This is a genomic window from Rhodococcus sp. USK13 (genome assembly GCF_018343855.1).
Classification (GTDB): Bacteria; Actinomycetota; Actinomycetes; order Mycobacteriales; family Mycobacteriaceae; genus Rhodococcus_F; species Rhodococcus_F oxybenzonivorans.
Map to the genome: position 1 here is coordinate 1,916,867 of NZ_CP069242.1, position 18,988 is coordinate 1,935,854.

An 18,988-nucleotide genomic window follows, 5' to 3' on the forward strand; every position below is an offset into this window, starting at 1 on the left:
AGGTGGGCACAATGGATTCATGCCCAAGGCCTTGCCCCTGATCGATGCGACGTCACCACTCTGCTGCGCCCCGGTCGCGTCGGGGCCCATCTCGGACGATGGGGCGCTCGAGGTGGCTGTGCGGCTCAAGGCTCTTGCCGATCCGGTGCGCATCAAGCTGATGTCGATCCTGTTGTCCGCCAGCGAGGGTGAGGTCTGTACGTGCGACCTCGCCGACGGTGTCGGTGTATCCGAATCGACCGTCAGTCATCACCTGGGGCAACTGAAGAAGGCAGGCATGGTGGTCCCCACCCGGCGCGGAATGAACGTCTATTACCGTCCACAACGCGACGCGCTCGAGGCGCTGCGCTTCGTGCTGGATCCGAACTGCTGCTCGTAGCGCGGTCACGTTCCTTTCGCGGGCTCGCTGTCGCGCCACCAGCAGAACACGAACAGTGCGAGTGACGCGACCAGCGTGGACACCACCCAGACCGTGAGCGCAATGTCGACCCACGACCCGATCGGCGGGCTGCCCGGCAGGATCCCGCGCAGGGGTACGACGGCGAACAGCATTGCAGCCATCCAGCCGAGCATGTCGGTGTCGACTGCCCGCTTGCGCCGGAACGTCTGCAATGCGACGAAGGCGGCGAGAACGGCGAGGGTCGTCATCATCAGGAGGAGAATTCCGGCGTAGATGAGGTTTCCGCCTGTGCGCGCCAACCGCACGTCGACGCCGATGCCGTTCCGGGAGATGTCGGTGTCGACCGCGACCGGTTCGGCCTTCGCCTTCCATCCGTCGACCCGCCCGTCCAGGAGAACACCCGTGGGTACCAATTCGCGTTGGGCGCCGAGGCCCTCGTAGGCCTCGACCACCATCGGATTCACCTCGAACCGGTCGAAGGGCCACGTGGCGGCGTTGCCGTTCGCGATGAACTCGGTGTCGAACGTGGTGGGCGCGGTGCCTTCGCGGAAAACGATCTGCTCGTGGCTGGTGCTGGGGACGAGCAGGAGAGTGATATCTCGGTTGAGGGTGTCGCCGTTGGCATGGAGGTAATCCTGACCGGCGGCGATCGTCACCTCTGCCTGCATCCGGTCGACCGTCGGCTGCAGCGACTTCGCGGTGACGAGCACCATGATCACGTCGTCGTCGATGGTGAATGGCGCGTCGTCCTCGATCGCGTTGCTGCTCAACCCGTAGACGGTGAGGGACGCGGCGTAGACGAGCGCGAGGAGAAGCGCCGCCGCGACCCATTGGAGCCGGTGACGCAGGAGGAGTGGTGACTCGGCTGCCACCGTCGCAACATACCGCCGTTGGGGTGGGCGGGTTCGTCGATCGGTGGTCTCGATCGATGCGGAAGCAGGCTCGGTCGTCACGCGCGGGTACCTGCGACATATCGTGGACGGCACCACTGGCTAGGGAGGAGCCGCAATGGAATCGCGACTGCAGAACTCACAGATGCTTCTCGCAGTCCTCGAGCAGGCCCCGACGCTGGTAGTGCTGTCGGAATTCGTCTCCGGCCGGATCGTCTTCCTCAATCCGGCGGGCGCCCGCCTCATGGGCTTCACCACCGCCGCCGACGCCTACTCGAGGACGACGGCGGAGTTCTTCACCGATGTCGGTCTCGTGCAGGCGCCCGAAGTGGAGTCGGCACTCGTGGAACGGGGGGAGTGGTCCGGGCTCACTGAGCTCCGCCACTTCGTGACCGGGGAGCCGATCCCCATGCTGATCTCGACGTTCGTGGTGGAATCCGACAACTCCGGTCCGGCGGTGATTGCCTCGATTGCGCACGATCGCCGCAGTGCGCAGATCGAAGAACGCCGGCTGCACAGCGCGCTCGAAGCGGCCGCGTACCGGGCCCGCGAGCAACAGGCGATCGCCGAGCTGAGCCAACTCGCCGTCGACGGTAACCTCGACGAACTTCTCGACGCGGCGACCAGGGCAGCTACGGCGCTGATGGGTGTGCGCTGTACCTCCATTGCCCGGATCTCTGGCGGAGGGGAAGAACTGACCGTTCTCGCGTACCGGGGTCCGGCGCCGGGACCGGCGAGCTTTGCACCCGGTACGGGCTCACAGCCTGGATATGCGGCCGCGGCCGAATCGGTGGTGGTGTGCCGCGACAGAACCCAGGAGACCCGCTTCTCCACCACAGCGATGACCAGGCGTGCACTACAGAGCGGGGTGTGTGTACCGATCGGTGCCGACCCCGTGTGGGGAGTTCTCACCGCGCACAGTCATCGCCCCCGCGACTACACCGACCGGGATCTGTCCTTTCTCCGCTCGGTGACGGGTGTGCTGTCGGCGGCGATCCGCCGTATCGAGGCGGAAGCGCAACTGCTGCATCAAAGTTTGCACGACCCCCTCACGGGATTGCCGAACCTGACGCTGGCTCGCAGACGCATCGATTCGGCGCTCGACGCGGCACGTCGCGAGAGTACGGTCATGGCTCTGCTGCTCATCGACCTCGACGACTTCAAAATCCAGAACGACAGCCTCGGCCATGCCGGTGGTGACGACGTACTCGTCGTCCTCGCCGAGCATCTGCGCTCGGCAGTGCGTCCGAACGACACTGTCGCGCGGATCGGGGGCGACGAATTCGTCGTCGTGTGCGAGCACCTGGCGGATGCCGACGAGGCAATTGCCGTCGCCAAGGGCATCACCGACAGCCTCACGATGCTGAACCAGGTTGCACACCTCCAGTTGCCGATCAGTGGCAGCGTCGGAATCGCCCTCTCGGATCCGGATTGCACGCGGGAAGAGTTGGTTCGCCGCGCGGACTCGGCGATGTATCGGGCGAAGGCAGGAGGTGCCGGCGGGTACGCCCTCTACTCAGCCGAACACCCAGTTCATCAGGATCACGTACAGTCCGGTCCCGACCACGATCGAGAGCACCGCATTCTTCCGCCACAGGTGCACCACAGCCGTTGCTGCCACGGCGAGCAGTTCGGGTAATCCGTGCGCCGGGACGTTGATCGACACGTTCTTCAGCGAGTAGACCACCAGGATCGACATGATTCCGGCCGGCATGAACACGCCGAGATATCCGACCAGCGCCGAGGAACGCAGTGGGTGGAGAACCGCGAACGGGACGGCGCGGAGGGCGAAGGTGACAATCGCCATGATGGCCACGGCGGCGAGTAGGTAACCCGACTCAGGCATCTGCGGCACCCTTCTGTGGAGTGAGGACGTATCGAAGGACGAGAAGACTCACGAATGCCCCCATTGCCAGCGGCAGCATGTGATCGACGTCGACCAGGCGCGCGACCACAGCGCAGGTGACGCCCAACAGGGGAACTGCGAGGCCACGCTGCGCTCGGACGGCCTCGATGGACAGTACGACGAACAACGCGGTCAGCGCGAATTCCATGCCGACGATATTGTCCGGGATCCATTGCGCGGCAACGGCACCGAGCCCGGCGCCGCCGATCCAATAGGCGTGGAGGTACAGCTGTGTGTACACGATCATCCGCCCGGACACCGTTTTGCGGTCGCTGGTGACCGCCATGGCGTAGGCCTCGTCGGTGAGCGCGAACATGCTGTAGAGGCGTGCCGGCCTGCCCTTGATCGTCTCGAGCGGAAAGCTGAGCGCGTAGAAGACGTGCCGAAAATTCACGAGCAGTGCTGTCAGTGCGATGTAGGGCAGTGGCGTCATCGCGGTCACCAGTCCCACGGCGACGAATTCGAGTGAACCGGCATAGATCAGTGACGTGAAGACCAGTGCCCACCACGGGCTCAGCCCTTGTTGCACGACGAGGACCCCGAGGGCGATACCGAGGGGAAACAGCCCGATTCCGACGGGGAGTGAGGCTCGGAGTGCGCCGCGTATTTCCGAGGAAGGCGGAGCCTCGGCGCCGGCAACGACGGCCGTCGAGTGGGGTGCTGATTCGGTCACTACGCAAAGGTATAGCGATCGTCGAGGTGAGCGATTGCGAACAAATGCTTATACAGTGGCTTGTGCGCAATAATTGATCAATGGACGCCATCGATCACGCAATCTTGTCGCATCTGCGCCGGGACTCGAGTCTGACCAACACCGAGCTGGCCGATCTCGTCGGCCTGACTCCGTCGCCGTGTCTGCGGCGCGTCAAGAAGCTCGAGGCGGACGGAATCATCACCGGCTACCGCGCGGTCGTCAGTCAAGAAGCGCTCGATCGTGGTTTCCAGGTGATCGTCACGGCCGAGATCGGGGTGAACGACCAGGCCACCATCGAGCAGTTCGAGTCGCGTGTGGCTGCGTTCGACGAGGTGATCGAATGTCGGCGTCTGTTCGGGATCCCCGACTACTTCATCCGCGTTGCCGTACGCGACCTTGCCACCTACGAGCGGTTCATGGTGACGAAACTCGGGGGACTTCCGGCGGTATCGCGGGTCACCTCGCTGATCACGATGAAGACGATCAAGAGCGTCGACTGATCAGTTCCCGTCACCAGGTCCGCCTAGGGTGATGGCACTGACCCGTCGAGAAGAGAAGGTGCACCATGGCCGTCGCTACCGCACAGCACGTGTCGCGTGAGGAGTTGCTCGACTTCGTCCGTCCCCGGCACCGGAGCGTGCTGATCACCCGCAAGAGGTCCGGGGGCCTGCAGATTTCCCCGGTCACGTCGGGACTCGACGCGGAGGGACGTATCGTCGTCTCCACCTACCCGCAGCGCGCCAAGGCCGCGAACGTGCGGCACGACCCCGCCGTGAGCGTGTGCGTACTGTCCGACGAGTTCAACGGTGCCTACGTGCAGATCGACGGCACGGCCGAGGTACTGGACATGCCCGATGCGCTCGAACCTCTGGTCGAGTACTTCCGCGGAATCTCCGGCGAGCATCCCGACTGGGACGAGTACCGCGACGCCATGCGGAAGCAGAACAAAACCCTCATCCGGATCACCATCGACGAGTGGGGACCCATCGCGACCGGTGGCTTCCCACCGGATACCGATCGCGGATAGGTCCCCGTCACCTACTCGACGGCACCCGCCGAGCGCAGGCGCTCGATGCCCGCCGCGTCGTAGCCGGCCTGCGCGAGGATCGCATCGGTGTCCTGCCCGGGCCGCGGCGCCGGCCGGGGAACGGGCGCCGGGGTGCGGCTGAAACGCGGTGCCGGTGCGGGCTGGCGGATGCCACCCACCTCGACGAACGTCTCCCGTTCCTTGTTGTGGGGGTGTTCGTGCGCTTCCCACGGCGAGAGGACGGGCGACACGCACGCGTCGGAATCGGCGAACAGTGCCGCCCATTCGTCCCGCGGTCGGGTCGCGAACACCTCGGCGAGGCGCTTCTTCAGTTCCGGCGCCGCATCGAGGTCGTACTGCAACGGCAGTTCCTCGCCGCTCAACCCCAGCACGTCGAGGAGTTCACCATAGAAGTGCGGTTCGACGCACCCGACCGCCACGTGCAGACCGTCGGCGCACTCGTAGGTGTCGTAGAACGCGGCTGCGCCGTCGAGGACGTTCCGCCCGCGGCCCTCCTGCCACAGCCCGGCGGCGTTCATGCCGTGGACGAACGCCGTCAGCAGCGCCGCCCCGTCGACCATCGACGTGTCCACCACCTGTCCGCGGCCCGACCGGGAACGCTCGTGCAGCGCGGCCAGGATCCCCATCGTCAACATCAGGCCGCCACCGCCGAAGTCGCCCAACAGGTTCAACGGCGGCACCGGCCGCTCGCCGGCGCGCCCGATGGGTTCGAGCGCGCCCGCGAGCGCGATGTAGTTGATGTCGTGCCCGGCTCGCGCCGCGAGGGGTCCCTCCTGACCCCAGCCGGTCATGCGCCCGTAGATCAGGCCGGGGTTGCGGGACAGGCAGTCGTCGGGGCCGATGCCCAGCCGTTCCGCGACGCCGGGACGGAAACCCTCGACGAGGATGTCGGCTGACTCGAGTAGTGCCAGAACGGCTTCCAGCCCCTCCGGGGTGCGCAGGTTCACGGCGATCGATCGTCGTCCGCGGTCGAGTACACCCGAGGGTGCCATCAGCCCGTTGCCGCCGTCGCCGGCCCGTTCGACGCGGATCACGTCCGCGCCGAGGTCGGCGAGGATCATGCAGCCGAACGGGGCGGGCGCGAGGCTCGCGATCTCGACGACGGTCAGCCCGCTCAGCGGCCCGCCGGTCACGACACCCCCTGCGCGTCGCGAGGCAGTCCGAGCATGCGCTCCCCGATCACGTTGAGCTGCACCTCGGTCGTGCCACCGTAGATGGTGGTGGCCCGGCCGGCGATCAACTGCTCCATCGCCTTGTCGCTCGGCTCACCCGGAATGCTCACGGCACCGGCCGGTCCCAATTCGGCGACGACGAACTCGGCGATCGCCTGCCCGAGGCCCATGCCGAGTAACTTGCCGACGCTCGACGTGGTGCTCACGTCCGCCCCCGACAACTGCTTCAGCACAATCCGGGAGCCGATCAAATCGATGGCCTGGCTTTCGGCCACCAGTTCGCCGACGCGGTACCGTGCCAACGGTCCGAGGTTGCGCCCGCGGGCGAAGTGGAGCAGGTCCTTGTCGGTGGCGTAGGCCTCCATCTTCTGGCTGAGTGCCACCCGCTCGCCCGCGAGGGTCGTGCGGGCCACGTTCCAGCCGTCGTTCACGTTCCCGACCACGTTCTCGTCCGGGATGAACACGTCGTCGAGGAAGACTTCGTTGAACAGCGCCGACCCGGTCATCTCGCGCAGCGGCCGGACGGTGACCCCCGGTGTCGACATGTCGAGGACGAAGTAGGTGATGCCCTCGTGCTTCGGCTTCGACGGGTCGGTGCGGGCGATCAGCATGGCCCAGTCGGAGAACTGTGCCACGGTGGTCCAGATCTTCTGGCCGGTCACCTTCCAGCCGCCGTCGACCTTCTCCGCCTTCGTGGTCAGCGACGCGAGGTCGGAGCCGGCGCCCGGTTCGCTGAACAGTTGGCACCACACCAGATCTCCGCGCAGGGTGGGGACGGCGAGGTCCTGCTTCTGCGACTCGGTGCCGTGGGCGACGACGGCCTGCACGGCCCAGCCGCCCATCAGCAGCTGCGGCATCGGAATTCCGGCCGCCTTGATCTCCTGGGCGATGACGATCTGTTCGAGTGGGGATGCGCTGCGGCCGTACGGCTTCGGCAGGTGCGGCTGCACCCAGCCGCCGTCGCCGAGGGCAATCAACTGGTCGTCCTCGCCGAGGTCGACGAGCGGGGCGAGTTCCGCCCGTACCTGCGTCCGAATCGCCTCGGCCTCGTCCGGCAGTTCCAGTTCGGAGGAGCGGGCGGTGCCGGCGAGCGACTGTTCGGCGACGCGGGTAGCCCGCTCCTCGCGGGTACCGAGGAGCCCCCGGATGGCCAGTGCCCGCCGGTAATACAGGTGCGCGTCATGTTCCCAGGTGAATCCGATGCCGCCGTGGACCTGGATACAGTCCTGCGCGCACTGCACCGCGGCATCGGGAACGATGACGGCGGCGATGTCCGCGGCGAAATCTGCGGTGTCGTCGCCGTTGTCGAGGGCGGACGCGGCATCCCACAACACGGCGCGGGCCTTCTCCAGGGCGATGCCCATGTGGGCGCACTTGTGCTTGACGCCCTGGAACTGCCCGATGGGACGACCGAATTGCACACGGACCTTGGCGTATTCGGCCGCAGTGGAGACACACCACGACATCACGCCGATCGCTTCGGCGCCCAGCACGACGGCGGCGATCGATCGGACGCGTCGTTCACTCAGTCCGTCGAGGATCCGATCGGCGCCGACGTGAACGCCGTCTGCCGTGATTCTTGCCGAGCCTCGCAGTACATCGATGCTGTCCTGCGCGGTGACGGTGACGTCTGCCGACTCGACGACGGCCCAGCGGACGTCGTTGCCGACGGTGATCGGCAGGAGCAGGATGTCGGCGTGCTCGCCGCCGAGGACGGCGTCTGCGCTTCCCGTGATCCGGTATCCGCCGTCGTGCACCTGCGCGTGGAGCGCGGTGCCCAAGGCGACCGCGGCGGTGCGTGATCCATCGAGAAGGGCGGGGATCAGCTCGATTCCGACCTTGGAATCCGCGGCCGCGACGAGGGCGGCGGACAGTGCGGTCGGAACGAACGGGCCGGGGGCCACCGTGCGGCCGAGCGCCTCCAGCGCGACGGCCAGGGTGAGCAGCCCGGCGCCGTGGCCGCCCTTGTCCTCGGGGATGTGCAGGCCCAGCAGTTCCTGGCCGGCGAGTGCGTCCCAGAACGGCGGGAACTTGTCCTCGCCTTTCGACTCGACCGCGGCACGCACCTGCTCGGACGTGATGGCGCGTTCGGCGAAGGCCCGAACGGAATCGGCGAGGGCGCGATGCTCCTCGGTGAGCCCGAGGCCCAGTTCATACGTATTCTTGGCCATGTCCGAAACCCTTCAGCCGAGCCGGTCGGCGAGGTCTGCGACGGTCCACGGGCCGTCGCTCTCGATGGTCTTCACGTCGTGCCAGCCGGCCAGTTCGGAGATGGCTCCGCCCTGCACCGCAAACACCTTGCCCGTGATCTTGCAGTCCGCATCCGCGAGCCGGGCGACGAGCGGGGAGATGTTGGCCGGACTGAATGCGTCGAACTCACCTTCCGGCACCTCTTCGGCGAACAATGCGCCCATACCGGGAGTGGCCAGCGTCAACCGGGTGCGGGCGATCGGCGCGATCGCGTTGACCCGGACGCCGTACCGCTCGAGCTCGTCGGCTGCGACGAGCGTCAGCGCGGCGATACCCGCCTTCGCGGCGCCGTAGTTGCCCTGCCCGGCGTTGGGCATGAACGTGCCGGACGCGGAAGCGGTGTTGATCACGGAGGCGTTCACCGTCTTGCCCGCCTTGGTCTGCGCTTTCCAGTACGCCGCTGCATGATGCAGCGTCGCGGCATGTCCCTTGAGGTGCACGGCTATGACGGCGTCCCATTGGCTTTCGGACATTCCCGCGATGAAGGCGTCGCGCAGGATGCCCGCGTTGTTCACCAGGACGTCGAGCCGGCCGAACTCCCTGACCGCCTGATTGACGAGCGCTTCGGCACCGTCCCAGGACGCCACGTTGTCGGTGTTCGCCACGGCAGTGCCGCCGCCGGAGACGATCTCGTCGACCACCTGCTGGGCGGGGCCTGCGTCCTCGCCGGTACCGTCGTTCGCACCGCCGAGGTCGTTGACGACCACGGCGGCCCCCTCCCGGGCGAAGAGCAGGGCGTGCTCCCGCCCGATCCCGCGCCCGGCGCCGGTGACGATGGCTACCCGTCCGTCGAGTGTTCCCATGTGTACGTACTCCTAAGACTCGGTGTCCGCGATGACGGCGAGGCCGTCCTTGATGACGAGTTCGTCGCCGACGGTCGTCTCGTAGGCGTACGACGTTGTCCCGCCTGTGGACTCGGCGACCTGCCGGAACTGCGTGGTGATGTCCTGGCCGGGCAGGACTGGCTTGGCGAACCGCACCGCGAGCCTGCGGAGACGTTCGACCCGGCCGTCGGCAAGTTCGGTGAGCGCCGCCCACGAGGTGAACGCCATGGTGCACAGACCGTGGTTGATGATTCCGGGGAGCCCGGACATCCGCGCGATCTCGTCGTCCAGGTGGATCGGCATCGGATCACCGGAGGCAGGCGAGTACCGGAACGTCTGGTCGTCGTCGATGTGCTGGGTGATCGACGCTACCGGCGCCTGCCTGCGAAGGGATTCGTCGAACCGGTGTACAGGTGCCTGCGCGCCGAGTCCGGCTCCCGCATCGACCTTCCGGAAAAATGCGGTCATCCACTGCTCGTTGACGAGCTCGCCCTGCTCTGTGCGGGTTTCGACGTACACGACGACGGTGGAACCGTTCGCCCGCCCCTCGAATCCGATCGGCTTCGCGCGGACCACGAGGTTGTCGCCGGGGCGGATCGGACGGTGGAAGGAGAAATCCTGTTCCCCGTGCACGAGCTTCATGAGCAGTTCGACCGGGGCGACGGACAGTGCGGCCGGCGCCATCGAGGTGAACGCCGGTACCACGGCGAACACCGGTGGTGCGACCTCTCCGGCGAGGTGGCGTTCGATGGGATCGTTGGTGGCCGCGGCGTATTCGGCGATGCGCTCGGCAGTAACCTCGAACCGCTCCGGATCCGTCCACTCGCCGAGACCACTCGTGTCGAATTCGACTGTCGGGGTGGTCATGCGGATCAACCCACCATGTCGGCGAACCCGGCCAGGGACGCCTCCAGATCCGCTTTCGCGTTCTTGGCGACGGCCTTCCCGATGGGGCCGACGATCATCGTGCCGGTGAAGCTTGCGTCGATGATCGCCTTGGATCCGGCGCCGTCCGGCTCGACCTTCAGCGTGAATTCGACGGTGACACCCGCCATGCCGGTGCCGGAGATCTTCACCATTTCGGGCACCTGCACCTCGGTGACGGTCCACTCGATCTTGTTGGCCATGCCCATCACGGAGACCACCTCGGTGAACTTCGATCCGAGTGCCACCTCGGCGGGGACCTCGCTCTTCCACGACTGGTGGATCGTGAGCCACTCTTCCCAGCGGGACAGGTTGGACAGCTCGTCCCACACCTTGTCGGGGGAGGCGGGAAGCGCAGCGGAGACGGAAACGGAAGCCATGAGTTACTCCTAGGTGTGTTCGAGGTGGGTGGGAAGAATTTCAGAGAGTGCGGTACGCGGTGACGACTACTGCGCCCCCGAGGCCGATGTTGTGCTGGAGGGCGACGCTCGCGCCGTCGACCTGCCGTGCGTCTGCGGTTCCCCTGAGCTGCCAGGTGAGTTCGCTGCATTGGGCAAGTCCGGTGGCGCCCAGCGGGTGTCCCTTGGAAATCAGACCGCCGGACGGGTTGACTACCCAGCGTCCGCCATACGTGGTGTCGTCGTTGTCGACGAGTTTGCCGCCCTCGCCCTCGGCGCAGAGACCGAGCGCCTCGTAGGTGAGCAATTCGTTGGTGGAGAAGCAGTCGTGCAGTTCGATGACGTCGATGTCTTCGGGACCGATCCCGGCCTGTTCGTAGACGCGAGCGGCGGCCGTGCGGGTCATGTCTGCACCGACCAGGCTGATTGCACTCCTGTCCTCGAACGTGCTGGGGAGATCGGTCACCATCGATTGCCCGACGATCTCGACTGCCTGACCGGCGAGGTCGTGCTTCTCGACGAAATCTTCACTGGCCACGATCACCGCGCCGGAGCCGTCGGATGTCGGGGAGCACTGCAACTTGGTGAGGGGACCGTAGATCTGCTTCGAGTCGAGGATCTGGTCGAGCGTGTACTCGTCCTGGAACTGGGCGTAGGGGTTGTTCTGTGAGTGGCGGTGGTTCTTGACGCCGATTCTGGCGAACTGTTCCGCGGTGGTGCCGTATCGCTCCATGTGCTCCTTACCGGCTGCGCCGAACATGTACGGCGCGGGCGGCATCGCGAACTCCTGCAGTTCCGCGAGCGCGAGGAGGTGGCGCATCATCGGCTGTTCGCGATCGTCGTACGTGGACCCGAGCGAACCGGCCTGCATCTTCTCGAAGCCGAGTGCCAGTGCGCAGTCGACCTGACCGCTTCGGATCGCCGACGTGGCGAGGAACAGGGCGGTCGACCCCGTCGAGCAGTTGTTGTTGACGTTGATGATCGGGATGCCGGTGAGGCCGAGTTCGTAGACGGCGCGCTGCCCCGACGTCGACTCGCCGTACACATACCCCACGTACGCCTGCTCGACGAGCGGATAGTCGATTCCGGCATCGGCCAGGGCCTTGCCGCCGGCCTCCCGCGCCATGTCCGGATAGTCCCATTCGCGTGCGCCGGGCTTCTCGAACTTTGTCATCCCGACTCCGACCACGAACACCCTGTTACCCATTGCGGCTCCTGAGAAATGTGTGTGTGACACGCTGTCCACCAAAAGTATGTGAGACGTGCTGTCCAGTCAACTACGTGGTGAGTAACGTATGGCGGATGCCGGACAAAGTCGACACCGCCACCTCGCCCCTCGGGGACGGTCGCGCCACCCGCTGGGAGGATCACAAGGCGGAACGCCGAAGCCGGATTCTCGATGCCGCGATGGACGCCATCAACGAGGACGGCCCCGACGTCGGGGTGCAGCAGATCGCGCAGCGCGCCGACGTCCCACGATCGGTGGTCTACCGCATCTTCACCGACCGGGGCGACCTCGACGAGCAGCTCCGCGGACGCATCATCGAACGTCTGATGGCAGACCTCGCGCCGACGCTGACCCCGGAGGGGACGGTAGGTGAAGCCATCGCGCGGGCCGTGGAGACGTACCTGGCGTGGATCGTCGAATTCCCCCGTCTGCACCAATTCCTCGGCACCGGGTCGCCGAGCAGGCGCACTACCGGTTCGCGTGTCGTGACCGGGACGAAGACCGCCATCGCACTCCAGCTCGCCGGCCTGCTGGCGGCCGTGCTGGAGAAGGTGGCGGACAACGCAGATCTTGCGGAGCCGCTGGCCTTCGGATTGGTGGGGCTGGTGGATGCGAGCGTCAACCGATGGCTGAGCAATCCGCAGTCGACACTGGGCAGTGACGAGGTGGCGCAGTTTCTCGAGGTCTCGATCTGGCAGGTGCTGCAGGGAAACCTGCAGGGCATCGGCGTTCACATCGACCTCACCACCCCCGTATCCGAACTGCAGTAGCGCGGGGATCGTCGGGCTACGATGGTCTGCATGTTCTCCGGGCGAGGTTCACGGAACGACCGCTAGCGTCCGAGAAGCTTGTGACGCGCTTGGTCCGACCGACACCGGAAGCGACGGTGTCCAGCGGCCCGCCGCCACAGTCGACCGCGGTCGGAGACATCGTCGGGCGATTCGCGGCTGCGTGGGAGTCGTCCGACTCCGCTCCGGACCTCACCGATTACCTGCCCGCTGATCCGGCGCTGCGCAGGGTGTCGCTGATCGAGTTGATCAAGGTCGATCTGGAAAAGCGGTGGCGCCGCGGCGACCACCCGAAGCGGCTGGCCGAGTATCGCGACGAGCTTCCCGAGCTCGGCAGGTGGCCGCTACCGCCAGACCTGATCTACGAGGAATTCCATCTACGCAGGCGTAGCGGTCAGCCGGTCGACGCCTCGGAATACACGCGGACGTTTCCGGCGCAGGCCGACGAACTCGAAAAATTGCTGAGCACCGGCGAGTACCACAGCACGTCGATCCACCACCGCGAACACACCTCCGCGGCGCCGGCCCTGAGGAGTATGGAACTCGGCGATCTCGACGTCGGGCAGCGGGTCGACGACTTCGACTTGATGACGGTCCTGGGGCGGGGAGCGTTTGCCCGGGTCTTCCTCGCCCGTCAGCGGTCGATGCAACGACTGGTCGCGGTGAAGATTTCCGAGGACCACGGAACCGAGCCGCAAACCCTCGCCCAGTTCGATCACGACTACATCGTCCGGGTCTTCGATCAGCGCCTCCTCGCCGATCGAATGCTGCGATTGCTGTACATGCAGTATGTGCCGGGTGGCACGTTGCTCGGGGTGGTCGCGCGAGTGCGCGAGACGGCGCCCGGCATGCGTACCGGACTTCTGCTGCTCGAGGCAGTCGATCGGGAGTTGGTCAGCAAGGGCGAGATACGGCCCAGTGAATCCCGGGTACGTCAGGAGGTCGCAGCCCTGTCGTGGCCGGAGACCGTGGCGTGGCTGGGCCGCCGATTGGCCGAGGCCCTCGACTACGCCGGCACACACGGTGTTCTACACCGCGACATCAAACCCGCCAACGTGCTGCTGACGGCAGAGGGCGTCCCCAAGCTGGCCGATTTCAACATCAGCTTCAGCGAGACTCTTCCCGGAACCAGTCCGGTCGCGTACTTCGGTGGTTCACTCGCGTACATGTCGCCGGAGCAGCTCGAGGCGATCCATCCAGATCGGCCGGGGACCGCGGCAGACCTCGACACCCGAAGTGATTTGTACTCGCTTGCCGTGGTGCTGTGGGAACTGCTCACCGGGAGAAAGCCTTTCGACGACACGCCCTCCGGTGACACCGGCCCCGACGCGGAACTGGCAACGCACCCGCCCGGAGATCGCACCACCCTCGACGCGATGCTCGAACGACGCCGCGGCCGTCACGAACCCGCGATCGCGGACCTGCCGGACGACTGCCCGAGCGCGCTGCGGCGAGTGCTGCTGAAGTCGCTCGAGCCCGAGCCGACGGATCGGTTCTCCACCGGCGCCGAAATGTCCCAACAGTTCGACGTGTGTCTCGATGCTCACGCCCGCGATCTCGTCGATCCACCACCGGGAAGTTGGCGGTTGCGGATGCGACGGTGGACGCACCCGATCATGTTCCTCGCCATCGCAGTACCGAATCTCCTGGCAATTCTGTACAGCTATCAACACAACACCACGCTGATCATCAGCAAGCTACCGCCCACCGCGCAGAACAGTTTCGAGCGCATCACGCGAATCGACTACGCCACGGCATTTGTGATCGGGGTGGTGGGCACCGTCTCGATGACTCTGTATCTGACCACGGTTGCCGGCGGCCTACGGAAGGGAAAGGCGTATGACGGCGGCCACCTCGCCCGCGCCCGCAAAGACACCCTGCTGCTCGGACAGCGATGCGCCCTACTGTGTCTCGGACTGTGGGCGGTGACCGGCATCATCGTCCCGGCCACGCTGCAGATCAGTGGAAGTGAGGTGCCGTGGAACACGGTCGTCCACTTCACGGCCGCACAACTGGTCTGCGGCGCCATCGCCGTCGTCTATCCGTTCTTCTTCGTCAACTTCTATGCCGTCCGCTGCCTGTACCCGGTCTTCCTGCCGCACGGGGAGATCAGTGCTGCCGACGCCCGCATGCTGCACCGGCTGGGTCGGCGCAGCATGTTCTTCCTGGCCGCGGCCGCCGCGGTGCCGTTGCTCGGTGTCGCGGGTGCAACGTTCATTCCCCCGGAAGACCTACCGCACGTGGTGGTCGCGCTACGTGTGCTGTGTGTCGGAAGTGTCTTCGCGTTCGTCGCGGCGTACTGGCTGTTTCGCCTGCTGACGGAAGACTTACACGCACTTTCCCGCGTGGTGTCGGGCGTACCCCGGCACGAGTGAGCGTCCGTACGAGCGCGGACGATCCGACGCGAGAGGGTGCGGGGCCGAGCGCCCCGCACCCTCTCGTCTTCCGAATCAGACGCTCGCTGCGGCAAACCCGGCGTCGAGGTCGGCCAGGATGTCGTCGATACCTTCGATGCCCACGGCCAGGCGGACCAGCCCGGGCGTGACCCCGGCGGCGAGCTGCTCCTCCGGAGTCAACTGCGAATGGGTGGTGGACGCGGGATGGATCACCAGGGAGCGCACGTCACCGATGTTGGCGACATGGCTGTGCAGGGTCAGCGCATTGACGAATTTCTTACCGGCGTCGACGCCCCCGGCGAGTTCGAACGTCACGATGGCGCCGGCTCCCTTGGGGGTCAGCTGCTGTGCGCGCTCGTGCCAGGGTGAAGACGCGAGACCGGCGTAGGCCACCGTCGTCACCTCGCTGCGGGCTTCGAGGTATTCGGCGACCTTCTGGGCGTTGGCAACGTGCCGTTCGAGACGCAGGCTCAGCGTTTCGATGCCCTGAGCGATGAGGAATGCGTTGAACGGGGCCACCGCGGAACCGAGGTCGCGCAGCAACTGCACGCGCGCCTTCAGTGCAAATGCGGGAGCACCCAGATCGGCGAAGACGACACCGTGGTAACTGGGGTCGGGGGTGGTGAAGTTCGGGTGCCGGCCCTGGGTCCAGTCGAAGGTGCCGCCGTCGACGATCACACCGGCGATCGCCGTGCCGTGCCCGCCGAGGTATTTGGTGGCCGAATGCACGACGATGTCGGCTCCGTGCTTCAACGGCTGGAGCAGGTACGGCGTGGCCACCGTGTTGTCGACGATCAGCGGAAGGCCGTTGTCGTGCGCGACCTTCGAGATCCCTGGCAGATCGAGGATGTGATTCTTGGGGTTGGCGATGGTCTCGCCGTAGAATGCCCTGGTGTTCGGCCGGACGGCCGACGCCCACTGCCCGAGGTCGTCGGGATCCTCGACGAACGACACCTCGATGCCGAGCTTGGGCAACGTGTAGTGGAAGAGATTGTAGGTGCCGCCGTAGAGGTATGGGCTGGAGACGATGTGGTCCCCGGCCTCGGCGAGGTTGAGGATCGCGAAGGTCTCCGCGGCCTGCCCGGAGGACAGCAGCAGCGCGGCGACGCCCCCTTCGAGTGCGGCGATGCGCTGCTCGACGGCGTCCTGGGTGGGGTTCATGATGCGGGTGTAGATGTTGCCCGGCTCGGCCAGGCCGAACAGTGCGGCAGCATGATCGGTGTTGTCGAAGGTGTACGAGGTGGTCTGGTAGATCGGCAGTGCCCGCGCCTTCGTGGTGGCGTCGGATGTCTGCCCTGCGTGGATCTGCTTCGTCTCGAACGACCAGTTGATGCTGGGGTCGGTGCTCTCGGTCACGAGTGATGTACTCCGAATTCGGTGAGGTGGATGTGGTGAATCAGTTTTCGCTGGTAAGTGTTTCGACCACGGTGTGGACCGGGGTCGAATTGCGAGTGAGATCGAGGACGGGGCAGTGTGCATCCACCGCTTCCTGCAGCTCGCGGTAGCGCTCGCGCGATTCCGGGCCGGTCAGTGTCACGACGACGCGCACTTCGCCGAACCCGGTACGGACGGACTCGTCGAAGCCGAAGAACCCACGCACGTCGAGATCTCCCTCGGCCCGGGCGGAGATGTCGTCCACTCGGATTCCGAGCTTGTCGGCCCAGAAGCGGTAGGTGACCACCTGGCAGGACAGCAGCGACGCGAGGTAGTACTCGACAGGGTTGGCGGCGGCGTTGTCACCACCGAGCGCGGGCGGTTCGTCCACCTCGACGCTGTACTTGCCGAGGGTGACTGTGCTGGCCACAGCGTCGTGCGCCTGGGCGGACGCGCGGAACACGACCTGGGCGTTGGCGGGATTCTGGGCAACGGCGTCGGAGGTGGCGGCGATGACGGACGACAGGTGTGACAGTGACGCGGTATCGGTGGCAGACATGACGAATCCTTCGAACGGAGGGTGTACGGGATTGGGGAAAAACGTCACGCCGGGATGAGTCCGATCAGAGACTCGGACACCCTGAGGTACACACCAACGCGAAATCGACATGGCGTCGCCGCGTCAGCAGCTCGCCGGAATCGATCGCGCGGAAGTCGGTCACGGAACAGACTGTAACCGGAAGACACGCATTCCGACTAGTCCTATAGGAAATGCGCTCAGCGGGTGGGCAGCGCCCGGCACAGTGCGTCGAGTGTGGCGGCGAAGCGCGCGGACGACGGTGTGCTGTAGCCGACGACGAGACCGTCCGGCCGATCGTCTTCTGCATCCGGATGGCGGAACGTGCGCAGACCGATGACGGCCAGACCCAGCGCCTCGGCACGTGCCATCGTGGCCTCTTCCGTTCCTGCTGGAAGTTCGAGTACGACGTGCAATCCGGCCGCGATGCCGGCGACGTGCACGTGCGGTGCGCGAGATGCCAGGGTGGCAACCAGGGTGTCGCGGCGTCGGCGGTACAGGGTGCGCATCCGACGGACGTGCCGATCGAGCCCGCCGCACCCGATGAATTCGGCGAGGGTGAGCTGTTCCGTAGCGCTGACCCACCTTTCGTAGTCACCCTTGACCGCCAGCACGTCGTCGATCAGCCGATCGGGGAGCACCATCCAGCCCACGCGCACCGCGGGGGACAGGCTTTTGCTCACGGTGCCGAGATACACCACGTGTTCGGGCGCCAGACCTTGGAGCGCACCGACGGGCTGTCGGTCGTAGCGGAATTCGCCGTCGTAATCGTCTTCGATCACCACCGCGCCCGTACTGCTCGCCCAGTCCACGAAAGCGGTTCTCCGACTGGGGTGAAGCGGGCCACCGGTCGGGAACTGGTGCGCCGGCGTGACGAGTGCCGCGGTGAGAGAGTGGCCTGTCACATCGGGAGGGTGCGCGCCCCGATCGTCGAGTTCCAACGGAACGGTGGCCACCCCGGCATCACCGAGGAGCGCGCGGTGCAGATGTAACCCGTAACTCTCCACTCCGATCGGGCCGCCGAGAGCACGGGCGAGCAGCCACAATCCGTGTCCGGAACTCGCGCTCACCACCACCGACTCCGGGTCGGCGCGGACGCCTCGCGTGCGGGTGACGTATTCGGCTACCGCGCGGCGTAATTCGATCCGTCCCCGTGGGTCGCCGGGGCCGAACGCGTCATGGGGTGCCGCTGTCAGGGCGCGTCGTGCCGCGGCTGTCCAGGCGGTTCGCGGGAACTCTGCGACATCGGGGGAGCCGGGCATCAGACTCATCGGTGGTGGAGGCGGGACGCCCCGACGCTTGTGGGAGGTTTGCTGCGGCTCCCGGGCGCGGTCCGCCACCCGGGTGCCCGAACCCTGGCGTGCAGTGAGCCAGCCTTCGGCGACGAGCTCGGCGTACGCGCCTGCCACCGTGTTGCGTGCGAGACCGAAGTCGGCCGCGAGGGTGCGCGACGGTGGCAGGACGGTGCCGGGCCGGAGTCGGCCCGAACAGATGGCCGTGCGCAGCGCCGTGACCAGGTCGGCGCGCGGCGTGGTCGACGGTGTGCCGGACGAGGACGCCATGTCGAGGTGGAGATCCCGTCCCACGCCCGAATTGGCCCAACTTTCCATGACCGGATTGAACCACGAACCTGGGCTACTGGCTGCATAGTCTTGTCTTATGACCACAACGGAACGTAAGACGCGGGTCGACATCGCGAAGAAGGCGCCCGCCGTATACAAGGCAATGATTGCCCTCGACGCCGCGGCTCGTCAGGGACTCGACCCCGAGCTGGTCGAGCTGGTACTCACCCGGTGTTCCCAGATCAACCACTGCGCGTGGTGCATCGACATGCACACTGCCGACGCCAGGAAGATCGGGGTGAGTGAACAGAAGCTGTTTCTCCTCAACGCCTGGGAGGAGGCGCACGGCCTGTACACCGAGAAGGAGCGGGCGGCGTTCGCCTTGGCCGAGTCGATCACGGTGTTGACCGACGGATTCGTCCCCGACTCGGTGTATGAGCAGGCCGAGGAGCATTTCGACGAGGCCGAGCTGGCTCAGCTCATCTCCCTGATTCTCACGATCAATGCCTGGAATCGGATCGCTGTGAGCACGAGGAAGACGCCGAAGGTGCGCTGAC

General features: G+C 66.1%; 18 protein-coding genes and 1 pseudogene. 7 read left to right on the forward strand and 12 right to left on the reverse strand.

The window, feature by feature from the left end; translation table 11 throughout:
• The first annotated feature begins 19 nt into the window (after nt 1-19).
• Nucleotides 20-379 (forward strand): Rv2640c family ArsR-like transcriptional regulator, encoded by a 360-nt coding sequence (locus JQT59_RS11720; RefSeq protein ID WP_109333523.1) that lies wholly within the window; start codon nt 20-22, stop codon nt 377-379.
• 5 nt (nt 380-384) lie between these two features.
• Here the strand turns inward: JQT59_RS11720 and JQT59_RS11725 are convergent, their stop codons facing one another.
• Nucleotides 385-1,272 carry a DUF8686 domain-containing protein gene (locus tag JQT59_RS11725; protein ID WP_213576282.1) on the reverse strand — a complete coding sequence of 296 codons (888 nt, stop codon included), beginning with the start codon at nt 1,270-1,272 and terminating at the stop codon, nt 385-387.
• Between the two features lie 136 nt (nt 1,273-1,408).
• Between JQT59_RS11725 and JQT59_RS11730 the strand changes: the two are divergent.
• Nucleotides 1,409-2,806: pseudogene (locus JQT59_RS11730) on the forward strand (diguanylate cyclase domain-containing protein); the annotation flags it as partial.
• Here JQT59_RS11730 and JQT59_RS36855 read toward each other — a convergent pair.
• A complete protein-coding gene (locus JQT59_RS36855) occupies nt 2,807-3,136 on the reverse strand; it encodes a branched-chain amino acid transporter permease (protein WP_249354348.1) in 330 nt (109 codons plus the stop codon).
• Nucleotides 3,129-3,869, reverse strand: coding sequence for an AzlC family ABC transporter permease (locus JQT59_RS11735; protein ID WP_213576284.1), 741 nt, complete (start codon nt 3,867-3,869; stop codon nt 3,129-3,131). Before JQT59_RS11735 ends, JQT59_RS36855 begins: the two co-directional genes overlap by 8 nt.
• 80 nt (nt 3,870-3,949) lie before the next feature.
• Between JQT59_RS11735 and JQT59_RS11740 the strand changes: the two genes are divergently transcribed.
• Nucleotides 3,950-4,390, forward strand: coding sequence for an Lrp/AsnC family transcriptional regulator (locus tag JQT59_RS11740; RefSeq protein ID WP_213576285.1), 441 nt, complete (start codon nt 3,950-3,952; stop codon nt 4,388-4,390).
• Nucleotides 4,391-4,455: 65 nt separating this feature from the next.
• Nucleotides 4,456-4,917 carry a PPOX class F420-dependent oxidoreductase gene (locus tag JQT59_RS11745; protein WP_213576286.1) on the forward strand — a complete coding sequence of 154 codons (462 nt, stop codon included), beginning with the start codon at nt 4,456-4,458 and terminating at the stop codon, nt 4,915-4,917.
• An 11-nt stretch (nt 4,918-4,928) separates the two neighbouring features.
• On the opposite strand, the gene JQT59_RS11750 is transcribed toward JQT59_RS11745, so the two are convergent.
• The 6 genes from JQT59_RS11750 to JQT59_RS11775 are packed head-to-tail and all read right to left on the reverse strand — an operon-like array spanning nt 4,929 to nt 11,713.
• Complete coding sequence (locus tag JQT59_RS11750) at nt 4,929-6,071, reverse strand: CaiB/BaiF CoA transferase family protein (protein WP_213576287.1); 1,143 nt, start codon at nt 6,069-6,071, stop codon at nt 4,929-4,931.
• Nucleotides 6,068-8,281 carry an acyl-CoA dehydrogenase family protein gene (locus JQT59_RS11755; RefSeq protein ID WP_213576288.1) on the reverse strand — a complete coding sequence of 738 codons (2,214 nt, stop codon included), beginning with the start codon at nt 8,279-8,281 and terminating at the stop codon, nt 6,068-6,070. Before JQT59_RS11755 ends, JQT59_RS11750 begins: the two co-directional genes overlap by 4 nt.
• 12 nt (nt 8,282-8,293) lie before the next feature.
• A complete protein-coding gene (locus JQT59_RS11760; protein ID WP_213576289.1) occupies nt 8,294-9,163 on the reverse strand; it encodes an SDR family oxidoreductase in 870 nt (289 codons plus the stop codon).
• Between the two features lie 12 nt (nt 9,164-9,175).
• Nucleotides 9,176-10,051, reverse strand: a complete 876-nt coding sequence (locus JQT59_RS11765) for a MaoC/PaaZ C-terminal domain-containing protein (protein ID WP_213576290.1) — start codon at nt 10,049-10,051, stop codon at nt 9,176-9,178.
• Between the two features lie 5 nt (nt 10,052-10,056).
• Entirely contained in the window at nt 10,057-10,488 is a 432-nt protein-coding gene (locus JQT59_RS11770; protein WP_109333505.1) for a type II toxin-antitoxin system Rv0910 family toxin, read from the reverse strand.
• Between the two features lie 40 nt (nt 10,489-10,528).
• On the reverse strand, nt 10,529-11,713 hold the full coding sequence (locus tag JQT59_RS11775; RefSeq protein ID WP_213576291.1) for a lipid-transfer protein: 1,185 nt from the start codon (nt 11,711-11,713) through the stop codon (nt 10,529-10,531).
• A 95-nt stretch (nt 11,714-11,808) separates the two neighbouring features.
• Between JQT59_RS11775 and JQT59_RS11780 the strand changes: the two genes are divergently transcribed.
• Nucleotides 11,809-12,504 (forward strand): TetR/AcrR family transcriptional regulator, encoded by a 696-nt coding sequence (locus JQT59_RS11780; protein ID WP_213576292.1) that lies wholly within the window; start codon nt 11,809-11,811, stop codon nt 12,502-12,504.
• Nucleotides 12,505-12,593: 89 nt separating this feature from the next.
• Nucleotides 12,594-14,897 carry a serine/threonine-protein kinase gene (locus tag JQT59_RS11785; protein ID WP_249354587.1) on the forward strand — a complete coding sequence of 768 codons (2,304 nt, stop codon included), beginning with the start codon at nt 12,594-12,596 and terminating at the stop codon, nt 14,895-14,897.
• A gap of 75 nt (nt 14,898-14,972) precedes the next feature.
• Here the strand turns inward: JQT59_RS11785 and JQT59_RS11790 are convergent, their stop codons facing one another.
• The 3 genes from JQT59_RS11790 to pdxR form a co-directional block, all read right to left on the reverse strand.
• Entirely contained in the window at nt 14,973-16,274 is a 1,302-nt protein-coding gene (locus JQT59_RS11790) for a bifunctional o-acetylhomoserine/o-acetylserine sulfhydrylase (protein WP_213576293.1), read from the reverse strand.
• A 40-nt stretch (nt 16,275-16,314) separates the two neighbouring features.
• Nucleotides 16,315-16,851, reverse strand: a complete 537-nt coding sequence (locus tag JQT59_RS11795; protein ID WP_213576294.1) for an OsmC family protein — start codon at nt 16,849-16,851, stop codon at nt 16,315-16,317.
• 218 nt (nt 16,852-17,069) lie between these two features.
• The gene (pdxR, locus tag JQT59_RS11800; RefSeq protein WP_213576295.1) at nt 17,070-18,479 is read right to left on the reverse strand and encodes a MocR-like pyridoxine biosynthesis transcription factor PdxR; all 1,410 of its coding nucleotides are present in this window, start codon (nt 18,477-18,479) and stop codon (nt 17,070-17,072) included.
• A gap of 49 nt (nt 18,480-18,528) precedes the next feature.
• Between pdxR and JQT59_RS11805 the strand changes: the two genes are divergently transcribed.
• Nucleotides 18,529-18,987, forward strand: coding sequence for a carboxymuconolactone decarboxylase family protein (locus JQT59_RS11805; protein ID WP_213576296.1), 459 nt, complete (start codon nt 18,529-18,531; stop codon nt 18,985-18,987).
• Nucleotide 18,988: the final 1 nt, after the last annotated feature.

What these genes read in the sequence shown, in the direction of transcription:
- JQT59_RS11720 (WP_109333523.1), top strand. Translation starts at nt 20, where the DNA reads ATGCCCAAGGCCTTGCCCCTGATCGATGCGACGTCACCACTCTGCTGC.
- JQT59_RS36855 (WP_249354348.1), bottom strand. Translation starts at nt 3,136, where the DNA reads ATGCCTGAGTCGGGTTACCTACTCGCCGCCGTGGCCATCATGGCGATT.
- JQT59_RS11740 (WP_213576285.1), top strand. Translation starts at nt 3,950, where the DNA reads ATGGACGCCATCGATCACGCAATCTTGTCGCATCTGCGCCGGGACTCG.
- JQT59_RS11745 (WP_213576286.1), top strand. Translation starts at nt 4,456, where the DNA reads ATGGCCGTCGCTACCGCACAGCACGTGTCGCGTGAGGAGTTGCTCGAC.
- JQT59_RS11755 (WP_213576288.1), bottom strand. Translation starts at nt 8,281, where the DNA reads ATGGCCAAGAATACGTATGAACTGGGCCTCGGGCTCACCGAGGAGCAT.
- JQT59_RS11760 (WP_213576289.1), bottom strand. Translation starts at nt 9,163, where the DNA reads ATGGGAACACTCGACGGACGGGTAGCCATCGTCACCGGCGCCGGGCGC.
- JQT59_RS11765 (WP_213576290.1), bottom strand. Translation starts at nt 10,051, where the DNA reads ATGACCACCCCGACAGTCGAATTCGACACGAGTGGTCTCGGCGAGTGG.
- JQT59_RS11770 (WP_109333505.1), bottom strand. Translation starts at nt 10,488, where the DNA reads ATGGCTTCCGTTTCCGTCTCCGCTGCGCTTCCCGCCTCCCCCGACAAG.
- JQT59_RS11775 (WP_213576291.1), bottom strand. Translation starts at nt 11,713, where the DNA reads ATGGGTAACAGGGTGTTCGTGGTCGGAGTCGGGATGACAAAGTTCGAG.
- JQT59_RS11780 (WP_213576292.1), top strand. Translation starts at nt 11,809, where the DNA reads ATGCCGGACAAAGTCGACACCGCCACCTCGCCCCTCGGGGACGGTCGC.
- JQT59_RS11795 (WP_213576294.1), bottom strand. Translation starts at nt 16,851, where the DNA reads ATGTCTGCCACCGATACCGCGTCACTGTCACACCTGTCGTCCGTCATC.
- pdxR (WP_213576295.1), bottom strand. Translation starts at nt 18,479, where the DNA reads ATGGAAAGTTGGGCCAATTCGGGCGTGGGACGGGATCTCCACCTCGAC.
- JQT59_RS11805 (WP_213576296.1), top strand. Translation starts at nt 18,529, where the DNA reads ATGACCACAACGGAACGTAAGACGCGGGTCGACATCGCGAAGAAGGCG.